A 13,337-nucleotide genomic window follows, 5' to 3' on the forward strand; every position below is an offset into this window, starting at 1 on the left:
TGCACCCATGCTGGCATTTCCGGCATAATTCGTTGTAAGTGACACGCCCCCGGTCATTGAGGTAAAAGGAAAGCTCATGCTTCCTCTTTTTGCTCATTCTCGGCATATTGCGCTTCCTCCCGTTTTAGTGTATGGTTTCGGGGCGATTTTCGGTAAAATTACAGCCATAGAGCCGCTTAAAATCTCCCGAAGTATCAGCGATAGGGTAGACTGTCCCCCTATCAGATTGTCGTGTTTCGGTATCATTTCGGTGTCAGTTCGCCAGTTCTCCCCGGTGTCGTTCCTCCCCTGAATCTCACAGCGGCGTATCGCTCCCTTTGGTACGCTCGTTTTGGTCAGGGTTCCTCCACATCCCTGCCAAAATTCATGGCGCTACATCGCCGGGGAAGCATATCCCACACAGGCTGGTCATTCGATTGGAATAATCCATCGATGAACTACCTGTATCATAGAACATTTTTGTGCCCTGTGCCGTATGTCCACAAAGTAGGAATTAAGGGTAAAAATCAGAAATTTCCACGATTGCGGAATTGATATGGTATAATCAATTCAACGGTTATAAATGTCGTCAGAAAGGGGGAACTGCTTCAATGAACGGAGCTACTACAATACAGGAACGGCTAAAAGATTTACGATTAAACAAAGGATTAAAACTGGAAGAACTGGCAGAGCAAACGGGTATCTCAAAATCGGCTCTTGGCAGTTATGAAAAAGATGACTATAAGGAAATCAATCATGGCAACCTTATCCTGCTGGCAGATTTTTATGGGGTGTCCCTCGATTATCTCTTTTGCCGGACAGAGAACCGGGCAGAGATCAACACGCCATTAAGGGAGCTGCATTTGAGTGATGAGATGGTAGCACTTCTGAAAAGCGGTCGGATTAACAACCGTCTGCTCTGCGAACTTGCCACCCATAAGGACTTTATTAAGTTTCTTGCGGACATTGAGATTTATGTGGATGGGATTGCCACCATGCAGATTCAAAACCTCAACGCCCTTGTCGATACCGTCCGGCATGAAATCATTGAACGGTATCGCCCCGGCGAAGATGACCCGCATTTGAAGGTACTGCAAGCCGCCCATATCAGTGATGATGAGTATTTCAGTCACATGGTTCTGGATGACCTCAACCTGATTATCCGGGATATTCGGGAAGCCCATAAAAAGGACAGTGAGAGTGCACCCCAGACCACTGTTGCCAATGAACTGAAAGAAAATCTGGAAGCGGTCGAAAATTTCAAGGGCAGCCGAGATGAAAAGCTGGTTGTCCTTTACTGCAAGCAGCTCGGTATCAACTATAAAAATCTGTCAGACGAAGAATTTCGCTGGCTGATTCGGATTTTCAAAAAATCAAAGAAAATGGGAACGCCTATCAGCCAAAGGAAAAAACGGTAACAAAAAACCGCTGTTGCATGGTTGTGTTGGCTTCCATGTAGCAGCGGTTTGTGCTGTGGTTATTCAGTTGAATTTTTAGAACGACAAACTGGAAGTTGTCACCATGTTCATCACTTATTTATACACGTTTGTAAATAATGGGATCATCGTATCCAAAAGTCCGCTTTCCGTTAACTTCTATAATTTCAGATACTTCCAAACAACTATTAGAAAACTTTTCCCAAAGCTTAAATGTCATTACTGGTGAAAACTGACTTGTGCTGCCTCCCTCCCAGATGCCATCATTTTCATGATAAAGTGCCGGAGTAAACTTTTTAGATTTTTTCAGTTCACTATAATCAACATTTTTCATAGAATCATATGAGAATGTATTTTTGTCTTCTCCTTCCGGAATCTCATAGGAGGAAAGTAAAATTCCATCTTCATTTTCTGTAATAAGGAAAAGGTGCGGTGATGCATGACGGTTACCATTGGTCTCATAGTAACTTTCTTCAACAACAAATTTTCCATTGAAATCTTGAGGAATATTATTTATTTTGTCATTGCAGACTGTATTTACATGCTTAGCATAAGGATATATTTTTCCTGTTGCCTGCATCATATTAAACTGCTCTTTGTTATCAAAATGTCCCGTCATCATACCAATAAAATTATCGAGTTTCATCATTTTATTTTACCTCCATAAATTCTAATTTGTCATAATCATTCTACCATACCGTTATGCATAAATCATCTCATGCAAAATAATTTCTTCTGCCCGGTTATGGATGTTATTGCAACGCTGCACCCATCCCATTTGACAGGTACGCTTTAATTCCTCTGTCACGCCCTCGGCAGCTTTCAGCTGTTCCATGATAGTGTCTAACCGTTCCTGCGCCTGTTCGTTCAGGTCTGCAAGATATGTCCACAATTCTCCGGTCAGTATCAATGTATTCAATCTGGATGGGTGGACTTCTCTTAAATATTCCCGGTGCATCCGTCCGTACTTTCCAATAGGGCGGTGTTCTTCCGGCAGTTTCAGGTTCGGGATGTAGTAATCTCCGACAAGGATATAATCAATTCCGTTTTCTGTTATTCTTGGTTTCAATTCGCTCATATTTTTAATCTCCTCATTCTGGTTTGTTTTTTGCAAGTCTGACTCTCCAGAAATATTGGTAAATCTTTGGTAAATTTGAGATCGAAACACAAGAACAGCTATTTATAGAAGTATTTAAGACGATTTGAGACTTTTTATTCTGAACAGTAAATCCTGCCGTGGCAAACGAATAAAACTCTTATCATCACTATCCCCTCTCTTCTGAGCACTTATTTCTCCAGTGCTTTTCCTAACATCTCAAACTCTTTCATCGCCTCAATATCTTTCGCCAGTTCATCTTTGCCATTTGCGGAGTATGGTTTGTAAAACAGAACATCCCATGCCAGATAGTCTGCTATGCAGTCAAACTGGCTCTTGATCAGATCATACTGTTTATCCCCTGCCGGAGCACCGCCAATAACAATGATACCGACTTTTTTCTCTTTCATCTGCATGCCACGGCAATAGCATTTGTCGATAACCTGTTTGATCTGTGCTGTGATTCCCCACCAGTAAACCGGTGTTGCAAAAAGGATCATATCTGCTGCTGCGACCTTGTCGATGGTCGGGTTTGTGTCGTCTTTGTCCACACAGCCCTTATGACATTGACAGGCGCCGCAGCCTTTGCATGGAGCGATATTCAGTTTGTCCGGATTAATGACTTCAATCTCATTTCCTTCAGATGCCCCTTTGATAAAAGAATTAATTGCTGTTAAAGTATTTCCTTTTCTTGCACTTCCATTGATGATTGCGATCTTCATATTTTTTCCTCTTTTCTGATTTTATAAAATTCGTTCCGGCCTGAACTTCAGATAATCTGATGAAACGAGCCGATACATGATTCCGTTTACTTCTCCTTTGAAGCTGTCATCGTATCTTTCCCTGCCATGGCAATGAGAATAGATCACCTGCGCTACGCCGTATTCTTCTGCCATCTGCGTAAATGGACTTTCCTGCTCTCCGATGGTTGTCGGGGGATAATGCAAAAACATGATAAACTTAGAATATCCGTCTGCTTTTGCTTTGTCAAACGATATCCTCAGCCGCTCCCCCTCCCGCTCCCTGATCTTCAGGAAATGTTCTATTGAATCTTTTCCCTCATAACAATATCCCTTGGTTCCGACCAGCGCATAATCTCCGTAATTGTAATAATTATTCTGAAGAAACTGAAGCCGGCCCTCAAAGCTGTCATTTAATCTGGCAGTTTTCTTTGCGTCCCAGAACATGTCATGATTTCCACGGAGCAGGATCTTCCGCCCGGGAAGTTCCTCAATAAATTTAAGGTCCGTTTCGCACTCTTCAAGATTTCTCCCCCAGCTATGGTCTCCTGTGATCACGATCGTATCTGTATCCTTCACACATTTTGTGACATACTTCTGGATCTTCTTTTCATGATTCTTCCATATCGGATCAAAGACTTCCATCGGCTTATCCACCGAAAATGCCAGATGAAAATCCCCCATCGCCCACAATGCCATATCCTATTTCCACCCTTTCCATATATCCGGCTGATATCCAAGCGTTGACTGTTTTCCATTTCGAACTACAGGTGTCCTGATCACCTGCGGATTCTCTAGTATCTTTGCCAGCTTGTCCTCATCCGCAATATATTTAATCAGCGCAAGCGTATCCTTATCCTTGCCTTCCCAGTTGATCATATTTTCCAAACCACCATTTGCCTGTGCAACCGATGTAACTTCACCCTTGCTCATACCTTTTTCTTTCATGTCAACAAATTGATATTTGATGCCGCGCTCCTTGAAAAAGCGCTCTGCTTTTCTGGTATCGCTACATTTTTTGGTTCCAAATATCTGTATGTTCATAAAATTTTCATTCCTTTCTTTTCCATTACTGTAACGTATATTCATTATTTTTTCTGTATTTCAAACTAATCAACTCTAGTGTGCTGCGATCCATCTGAACTCTTTATTCAGATCCAATGTTTTCACACCAATCTTATTCCCACCCATCATGTAACTTCCGTCCGGCGAAATTGTCTCGTCTGTTCTGGCATATAACAGTAGTCCTAAAACTTTCCCGCTGCCTGTCACATCCAGATTCTTTACATAGGTAAAAATCTGATACAGATTTTCAGAATGCAGTATCGCTTTATCATAATGATCTCTCAGGATTTTTTCATAATACTTGGTATCTATGATCAACACCTGATCTCTGTATTTCAGAAGAGTATCCGTCTGCATTACCGGAAGAAAACGGACCATACTTTCCTCTGTCCCCTCAGACAGATTCCACTTCACCTGCGCAGATCGGATTTCTGCCAAATACGAATGATGCTTCTATAACTGTAATCCCTTCTATCTCAATATTCAGAGAAATCATCATTGATAAAAATAATCATAGCATGGAAGCTTTTTACAGTAAAGCTATTCACAAAAAACTTCTTTCCCTCCACCGCCTGATATGTTACACTGAATTCTGATTTTACAAATAAAAAGGTATCATCCTCATCGGGATCTGCCTTCACACAGGGAGGAAAAATTGTATTATTTATTACTATCTATCACTTTCAGTGCATTCGTATCAATTACAATGCGTCTTTCAGACAAGCACATCCGAAACAATATGACCATGTTTCTCTCAAATTATGCTGTCTGTATCTTATTAGCCATATTATTTGGCTTACGTGTCAACACATCCGCATTTTCAGAAGGAGTGATTTTTCCAATAGGCATGGGACTCATCAGCGGAATTATGTACCTTGTCAATTTTATTCTGCTTCAGGTCAATATAAACCGAAACGGCATTGTATTATCAACAACATTTATGAAACTTGGCGTTATCGTACCAACCATTATGGCTGTTGTAGTTTTTCATGAAACCCTGACCCTTACCTCCATTGCCGGTATCTGTCTTGCACTGATCTCCGTCGTTATCATTAATCAGAATCCGAACGAAGTCAAAAATCAAAATGTTTCTTACCAGTTTTCTTTGTTATTGATTCTGTTAGCAGCCGGAGGTTTCACGGATTCTCTTGCAAACATCTACGACAAATGTGGTTCTGCATCCCTGAAGGATCTGTACCTGCTTTGTACATTTCTCTTCGCATTCCTGTGCAGCCTGATTATAAAGACTTACAAGAAGCAGCGTTTTACTTTCGCTGATCTCGGATGGGGAGCACTTATCGGTATACCAAATTATTTTTCCGCCAGATTTCTGCTACTGTCACTTTCACAAATGCCGGCAACCATCGTATATCCTGTATATAACATCGGTACCATTGTGTTTGTTACTATTACAGGTATGATCTTTTTTAAGGAACGTTTATCACTTAACAAATGGATCGCAATGGGAATCATTTTTCTGGCACTTTTCCTGCTTAGCATTTAACCAGCATCAGTGCCTCGATATGTAATACAGAAAAAAATATCCGATACAGAACGCTTATGTTTCTATACCGGATATTTTTTATTTCTTCTCTATAAATTGTCTTACAAACTCATCATAGCCACAAGGTCTTCCCCAGAAAAATCCCTGTCCGAAATCTGGTTCAAGCTTCTGGATCTTTGCCCATTCTTCCTGGTTTTCAACACCTTCAATACAAATCTTCAAGCCAAGATTATGGATCATCCTGCAGAACTGTTTCAGCAGATAATACTCTTTTTCATCTGCCACAGCACTCGATGTAAAAGAACGGTCAATTTTGATGATCTCCGGATCAAGTTCACTGAGATAATGGAAATTAGAATAGCCGGTTCCAAAATCATCCAGTGCCAGTTTAATTCCCATACGCTTTAATTCCTTTAGGAAATGCTGCGTATTAATATCTCCCTCCAGCAGATCACTTTCCGTCAGTTCAATATTCATTGCTTCCGGTGAAAGTCCTGCTTTTTCCATCTCGTCTGCAATATCTATGATCACATCTGACTTTGATACCTGTACCTGGGAAATATTTATATTGACTTTAAATCCAGGAATCACTTTTCTGATCTGACTACATTTTTCCATTGCTTCTTTCATCATCCAGCGTCCTACCGGAATGATCAGGCCTGTCTCCTCCAAAATTGGAATAAATTCTACTGGAGATACCATTCCAAACTTTGAAGAAGAAAAACGCATCAATGATTCAGCTCCACTGAGCCTGCCACTTTTAGCTTCGATCACTGGCTGGTAAAATGCCACAAATCCCTGGAATCCATTTCTTGTCGCCTCTCTGAGTTCCTGTGTAATTTCTCCTTTTCGAATAAACCGACTATAGTCTTTTTCATCAAATATATAACAACGATTTCTTCCGCGCTTCTTTGCCTCATTCAATGAAAAATCTGTCAGCTTCATAACTTTTGAATATTCAATATTCTCAGAACTGTGCAGAGCCAGACTTCCTCCTGAAATTGTATACATTACCTCAAAATCATTTTCTTCAACAAACTGATCGATGGACTCCCTGATCTTTATAAAAAGTTTTCCTGCCTCTTTTGTATCATCCGAGGAAACATCCAGAATTAAAAATTCATCTGCCATCAGTTTATATACTCTTTGTTTTTCTGACATACACGAAGAAATACATGCCGCTGTTTCTCTCAGTATAAAGTCTCCATATTCCATACTGAATTTCTCATTAATTTCTTTAAAATGATCAATTCCAACACGCAACAGATATCCCTTCTTCCAGGTCGGAACCGGATTACTTATGTATTCACGGAAACCAGTTTCACCCAAAAACCCGCTGACATTGTCCGCTTTTTGTTTTCCACCAATCTCATTGATGCAGCCAATCATATAAAGAGGCTTCATTTTGGCATCGCGTATCAAATGTCCCTTGCATTTGATCCAGACAGGCCTTTTTTTCAGATCCATCCAGCGATACTCCATATTGTGAGTACAGCGCTCTGTACTTAGCAGATCATCAAATTCTGCTTTCAACTTTGCATAATCAGGCCCATAGACAAAATCTCTGTGATACTCCATTACCTTGTGAAAAGCATTTTTCGGAATACAGAATCGCTCCAGTGCCTGTGGCGCAATATAATAATAATCTGTCCTGAAATCTATAACATACGGATAATTATCGGTGGTAGGACTGATAAGATCAATCATACTGCAAAGCTCATCCAACGGCATATCCTGATATTTTTTCTCGTGGAGGATCACTTCATCAATAATATCTTCTGCAGGATGTTTTTCCATATAGGAAAATGTATTTTCCGTCCCCGTTGTCTTTGCAACTTTTTTCCTGCGTTTCTGGCGATACAGCATCGTATCACTTCGTCTTACTATGTCCTTAAAATCAATATCTGTATTCGGAATATAATATGCATATCCTGTTGAAATACTCAACTGATAACTAAGATCACGTGACGTTTCTTTCAGAGTCCGTTCCAGTACATTTATGCAGCCAGGAATCTGTTCCTTTTCCTCACTATGATACACATATGCAAACTCATCACCGCCAATACGAAAACAGTTTTTTTCATTTTTGAACGCACGCCGGATACACTGGTAGCAAAGCTTCAGTGCTTCGTCTCCCTTTTCATGTCCGAAATTGTCATTGATCTCTTTCAGATTATCTACATCAAGTAATACAACACCTGTCGTCCGCAGCTCAATTTCCTGCTCATCCAGATATTTGATCATGTTTTCGTAGGCATTTCTGTTCATCGCTTCCGTCAGCATATCCATATTTGCCATCTTCTGCAGATATACAATTTTCTGTTTCTGAACATACTGGTCATAATATCTGTATACCTGTATCCAGATCAGCGAAACAATAAATCCCATGGTTCCAAGCGGAAGGAATATGGACGTAGTTTCAAAATTTCTGATATAATACAAAGCAAGTTCTGCCGCACCAGATACCATTATGATATACAATGGATACTTAAACTCCCGTGCTGCTTCATTTTCTATTTTTTCTGCCTCATAATGAATCAGCATCAATGTATAGACAACTGTAACCAGCATTAATATATGCGTCATCGGAAGCATAAGGAAAATATCTATGATTCCTGCACACTGAAGTATGACCTGTACTGCCATATTCAGCAGGAACAAAATTGCCAGGTATAACGCGCCTTTACGATACTTGCTTTTGCAGATATCATATAAAAGAAAAGTAAATGGCACCGGAAATAGCAAAAAGGAAAAAAGATCCACAAAATAAAGAGTTCTTCCATCCGGGATCAGAAACTGCATAAATCCACACTGCTGCAATGACCATATCGCAATCAGCAAAGAAAAGATTCCAAGATTCAATAAAATCTCATTTTTGCCCACTGATTTTGCTCTGTTCTTTTTTCTCATACTCGAAAAGTACAAAATCAGACTGACTGTCCCAGAAAACAAAATCCCACAGCTGATAAGCAATATCCCGAAACTGTCTTTCAGAATTCTCAGGACACAATCGCCCCTCGTTCCAAAAGAAAGTGAAAACTCATTTCCATAGTATTTCGAATATACCGGAAGTATCCGTACCTCCAGTTTTTTCCCTGCACTATTCTCTGGAAGATCTACAATATGCCAGCAGGAACCCGGTGATTTCAGAAATTTAGGTGCATTTTCATCTCTGCCATACTGGTAAATTTCTTCACCGTCAAGAAGAACCTCCACAGCTGTATGCGTGGTTTTAAACAAAAGCGACCGTTGTCCATTAAACTCCTCCGGCAAAACCATGTTCTCTGTCTTGATCTCGCCCTCCACTTCCTGCGTTGCTTCAAATGTCACAGTACCGTCAAAAGACAACTTCTCTCTCGATGTACTCTGATTATATATCCATGTGGAAAAAACAATGGCAAACAATCCGAAAGTAACCAATGCAATCCATAGTCTTTTTTGTATTTTCATATTTCCCCTCATCCATAAATTTAATAAACAAGTGTAACTTTTTTAGTATACACCTTATCTGCTTATCTGACCAGAGATTACGGGGATTTTGTTCATTTTCTCTACTGTGACTCTTCCCAATACTCCTCTGCATCCTGAACATCTTCAAATTCGTCCATATGATCAAAATAAAACTCCTCTGGATCATCATAATCTTGTACATCATACATGTCCTTGGCATTAGATAATTATTCATATCCAATGCCATTACTCTATTTATTTCTTGTAAATCTTTACTTACTTTAATATCATCTTTATTTTCCTTTAACTCAACTATCCTAAGTAATTCAGGCTCAATTATTGTTTATTCGTAACTGTTCAGTACCCTCACAGTTACGAGTCAAAATGCATTCCAAATCACCTTCGGTGATGGCATTTTGCCTTGTATGTCTCGGGATTTTGGCAAAAACATGCCAAAACACCTCGCGGGATACTACCTACTGAATAGTTACGTTTATTCATTTCTTCAATATCCTAAAAAGCGCTTGCAATACCAACAATTTTATTATACAGTATTATTGTTATTATATTTTGTTAGAACTCAGTATTTTAGGCTTTCTGAGTCTTGGAGTCACAGCGGAGATAATCACTCTATTTTTAATGATAATACAAATTGTTATCGCTTTAAAGGGAGAGATGCCTATGTGTTCAAACAATAAATTGGTGGTATACGGCGCGTACGGGGTGGTCAATTTATCTATTCTCCTTAAAATACTGGTTCAAGCGCGCTTAGGAGGTTCAAATCCTCCCCGTCCCGATTATTACAGGTTGCCTTTTGCAACCTTTTTTTATGTCAAAAGACACCAACCTCTCAGTCAGTGTCTCAATCTCTAATCTCAATTATTCAATTTCCTCACATCACCATCTCAAACAATCCCACCATCACCGGCATAGTCGCGATCGACAGCAGTGTCGTTAATACATACAGCGAACTGGAATACGCCGCGTCTTTATCATAGAGCTGTGCCATGGAAGTGACGGTTGCGCAGGCGGGTGTTATGGAGGCGAGGTAGACAGTCAGAAGAATCTGTTTAGAATCCTGTATGCTGGCGAATGTCTGGATTACTTTCATCAATCCCAAAACAAACACCGGGTAAATGAACAGGCGCAGTGCGGCGGAAAGGTAGCTTCTTTTTCTGGTGAATACAGTTTTCAGTGGGACTTCTGCGATGACCATTCCTGCCAGAAGCATGCCGAGTGGACCGATCATGTTGTTCATCATGTTCAGGACGTCCTGGGCTCCGGAGGGGAGCTGGATTCGGAAGATGAACAGTACTACTCCGACTATGATGGAGATGATGTTTACGTTCAGAAGTACTTTTTTCCACTCGAGTTTATCTTCTTCGCAGAGCATATTTTTGCAGTGAGTCCAGATCAGGATGAGCTGGATGGCAATGTAGGCACTGGAGTAGATGACGTATTCCTGACCAAGTAATTCCTGTACCAGCGGGATTACGAGGATTCCTGCGTTTGAATAGATGATCGTTGCGCGTTCGATCACGTCTAAATGGAGTGGTTTTTTCAGGATTGCGGTGAGGAGTAGAAACAGGATATGTACTGCAACTGCTGCCGCGCATGCCAGAAGCAGGCCTTTCTGAATATCGGGTGTGTATTCTACCTGAAAGGCATTCAGAATCACGCACGGGATGACCAGATAAACCATGATCACGGACACGCTTTTGCTCTCCGATGACTTCATAAGTCCGGCTTTTACAACTGTATATCCCATAAACATGATCACAAAAAGCTTTATGATTTCTTCCATTAATAATAAACTGATCTGCATTTTTTACACCTGCTTCTCTCTCAACAATCTCCGTACCACTTCAAACCCGCCACTCGGCACGCAAAATTTGTCTCTGCATTTCTGGCATTCTTTGTAGGTGTCTTCGAGGTCGAACCATTCTACAGATTCTACTTCTTCTTTCTGTAAAACAAGGTCATTGATGTCTACCGGCTGGCTGTAGATGTAGACGAAGGCTAGTTCTTCGTCGCGGAACAGTTTGCCGTGGAATTCTTTGGCGAAGGAGATGGGGAAGGTTCCGGCGAATTGGAGCTGGACTGGAGTGCCCTGGATGCCGAGTTCTTCGTGGAGTTCGCGGAGTGCGGATTCCAGGGGCTCATCTCCGGCTTGGATGTGACCTGCGGAGGAGGTGTCGAATTTGCCGGGGAAGGAGTCTTTGTTCTTGGAGCGTTTCTGGAGTAAAACTTCGGTTCTTCCATCTTTTTGGCGGATGATCCAGATGTGAGCGGTTCGGTGAGGGATGCCGTCTGTGTGTGCTTTCTCGCGGGTTACTGTCTTGCCTGTGGGATTTCCTTTTTCGTCTATGATGTCAAATATTTCCATTGTCGTCTGTGCCTTTCTTCGCTTGTCTGCCGCGTTTTGTTTCGAGTTCATTCTGCATCTGTGCGCGGGCTTTTCGCGCGATGCCGGAGTTGCTGTTCATGATGCTCGCGCGGGTGATCTTGTCGTTGCCGTATTTCTGCCGGATCGTATCGAGTGCCGCGTCCAGTTTCCGGTGGCGTTCTTTGTTTTCGGTGTTTTCAAATAAGGATAACTGTTCGTATTCGTCGTCGGAAAGGTTCGTGAGTGCTACTCCAATCAGCCGGAGGGGTTCGCCTTTCCAGAATTCGCGGAAGAGTTTTTTGGCCTGTTTGTATATCTCGTCTGTCACATCTGTTGCATTCTGGAAGGTTGCCTGGTGGGATTTCTTTTTGAAGTCCAGGGTACGGAATGTGACAGCTACGGACAGGCATTTTTTCTGCTGCCTGCGCATTCTTGTGGCTACTATATCGCACTGTTCCAGAAGGATCGGGAAGACCTGTTCCAGCGAGATAATATCTTCATTAAAGGTGGTTTCTGCGCTGAATCCTTTTGCTTCGTCTGCCTGTTCTTTGACCGAAGAATCATCGTTTCCGAGGGCATACTGGTGGAGCTGGTGTCCGTTTTTGCTGCCCAATAATGCCTGGATATCAGTCTCTTTTGCACGGGCAAGATCACCGATTGTATGGATGCCGATTTCGTTCAGTTTCTTCTCAGATGCTTTCCCAAGAAAGAGCAGGTTTCGGATGGGAAGCGGCCACATTTTTGTCTCGATCTCATCTGGAAAAAGGGTGTGGACTTTGTCTGGTTTTTCAAAATCGGATGCCATCTTTGCCAGCAGTTTGTTGGTAGATACGCCTACATTTACGGTGAATCCCAGTTCTCTGTGTATCCTGTCTTTGATCTCATGGGCGGCTGCGATCGGGTCCGGATAAAGCAGGGACATTCCTGTCATATCGAGAAAAACTTCATCGATGGAAAAGGATTCCATAATCGGTGTATACGAAGCGCAGATTTCTTTGAACGCTCTGGAGCATTTCACATAAAGATCAAAATCGCTCTGTACGATCACGAGCTCCGGGCATTTCCGAAGTGCCATTGCCATCGGTTCTCCTGTCTGGATTCCGTATTTTTTTGCCGGAATGGATTTGGCTACTACGATTCCGGTACGCTTCTTCGGATCACCGCCAATGCATGCCGGAATGTCCCGAAGATCCGGCAGTCCCTGGTCTATCCTTCGCACGGATTCCCAGGAAAGAAACGCGCTGTTTACATCTATATGAAAAATCAAACGGTCCATACTTATCCCTTCCTTTCGCTGTAGTTTCATCTCTTACATATGTTCGAAGTAGGTTGCCACGTCCAGATATGCCTCTATCAGTTCTTTCAGTGTCATTTTGCCCTCTACAAAAATCACTAATACCAATCTTTTCTTATTATATCATGCTCTGTCGGGCGCATCCTACAAAATTTTACATTTTTTTGTATCCAAGCAGTTGCTTTTACAATGGAAGCTCCAAAAAACTGTCGTTTATCTACTTTACAAACACGCAAATTTTTTATAAAAAAATAGAAAAAAGGGAGTTTTATTGGACTGAATAAAGAGTATAATAGAAAGTGCAAGAACAAATAGGACTTGCTCATATCAGTATAAAATAGAAAGGTTAAGAAGCAGATATGAAGATTACATCCAGCTATGGCGTAG

Annotated in this window: 12 protein-coding genes; 2 read left to right on the forward strand and 10 right to left on the reverse strand. The window is 41.5% G+C overall.

The features are described from left to right. Positions 1 to 590 precede the first annotated feature (590 nt). Positions 591 to 1,397 carry a helix-turn-helix domain-containing protein gene (locus WMO75_RS16620; protein ID WP_349078546.1) on the forward strand — a complete coding sequence of 269 codons (807 nt, stop codon included), beginning with the start codon at positions 591 to 593 and terminating at the stop codon, positions 1,395 to 1,397. A gap of 118 nt (positions 1,398 to 1,515) precedes the next feature. On the opposite strand, the gene WMO75_RS16625 is transcribed toward WMO75_RS16620, so the two are convergent. From WMO75_RS16625 to WMO75_RS16650, 6 genes are all read right to left on the reverse strand, one after another. Continuing rightward, a complete protein-coding gene (locus tag WMO75_RS16625; protein WP_349078547.1) occupies positions 1,516 to 2,064 on the reverse strand; it encodes a hypothetical protein in 549 nt (182 codons plus the stop codon). Between the two features lie 51 nt (positions 2,065 to 2,115). Then, complete coding sequence (locus tag WMO75_RS16630; RefSeq protein ID WP_349078548.1) at positions 2,116 to 2,493, reverse strand: TnpV protein; 378 nt, start codon at positions 2,491 to 2,493, stop codon at positions 2,116 to 2,118. Positions 2,494 to 2,702: 209 nt separating this feature from the next. Continuing rightward, positions 2,703 to 3,233, reverse strand: coding sequence for a flavodoxin family protein (locus WMO75_RS16635; protein WP_118699632.1), 531 nt, complete (start codon positions 3,231 to 3,233; stop codon positions 2,703 to 2,705). 21 nt (positions 3,234 to 3,254) lie between these two features. Continuing rightward, on the reverse strand, positions 3,255 to 3,950 hold the full coding sequence (locus tag WMO75_RS16640; protein WP_349078550.1) for a metallophosphoesterase: 696 nt from the start codon (positions 3,948 to 3,950) through the stop codon (positions 3,255 to 3,257). Between the two features lie 3 nt (positions 3,951 to 3,953). Further along, positions 3,954 to 4,295 (reverse strand): arsenate reductase family protein, encoded by a 342-nt coding sequence (locus WMO75_RS16645; RefSeq protein WP_022213321.1) that lies wholly within the window; start codon positions 4,293 to 4,295, stop codon positions 3,954 to 3,956. Positions 4,296 to 4,370: 75 nt separating this feature from the next. After that, entirely contained in the window at positions 4,371 to 4,754 is a 384-nt protein-coding gene (locus tag WMO75_RS16650) for an McrC family protein (RefSeq protein ID WP_349078552.1), read from the reverse strand. 217 nt (positions 4,755 to 4,971) lie between these two features. Here WMO75_RS16650 and WMO75_RS16655 point away from each other — a divergent pair, with 217 nt between their 5' ends. Beyond that, the gene (locus WMO75_RS16655; protein ID WP_022213319.1) at positions 4,972 to 5,820 is read left to right on the forward strand and encodes an SMR family transporter; all 849 of its coding nucleotides are present in this window, start codon (positions 4,972 to 4,974) and stop codon (positions 5,818 to 5,820) included. A gap of 78 nt (positions 5,821 to 5,898) precedes the next feature. Here WMO75_RS16655 and WMO75_RS16660 read toward each other — a convergent pair whose 3' ends face one another. The 4 genes from WMO75_RS16660 to WMO75_RS16675 form a co-directional block, all read right to left on the reverse strand. After that, entirely contained in the window at positions 5,899 to 9,270 is a 3,372-nt protein-coding gene (locus tag WMO75_RS16660) for an EAL domain-containing protein (RefSeq protein ID WP_227222467.1), read from the reverse strand. 892 nt (positions 9,271 to 10,162) lie between these two features. Continuing rightward, the gene (locus tag WMO75_RS16665; protein WP_349078554.1) at positions 10,163 to 11,095 is read right to left on the reverse strand and encodes an AEC family transporter; all 933 of its coding nucleotides are present in this window, start codon (positions 11,093 to 11,095) and stop codon (positions 10,163 to 10,165) included. A gap of 3 nt (positions 11,096 to 11,098) precedes the next feature. Next, positions 11,099 to 11,656 carry an NUDIX domain-containing protein gene (locus tag WMO75_RS16670; RefSeq protein WP_173906689.1) on the reverse strand — a complete coding sequence of 186 codons (558 nt, stop codon included), beginning with the start codon at positions 11,654 to 11,656 and terminating at the stop codon, positions 11,099 to 11,101. Then, positions 11,643 to 12,932 (reverse strand): DNA polymerase Y family protein, encoded by a 1,290-nt coding sequence (locus tag WMO75_RS16675; protein ID WP_349078555.1) that lies wholly within the window; start codon positions 12,930 to 12,932, stop codon positions 11,643 to 11,645. Before WMO75_RS16675 ends, WMO75_RS16670 begins: the two co-directional genes overlap by 14 nt. Positions 12,933 to 13,337: the final 405 nt, after the last annotated feature.

Origin of the sequence: Blautia intestinihominis (genome assembly GCF_040096655.1) — a bacterium.
Classification (GTDB): domain Bacteria; phylum Bacillota; class Clostridia; order Lachnospirales; family Lachnospiraceae; genus Blautia_A; species Blautia_A intestinihominis.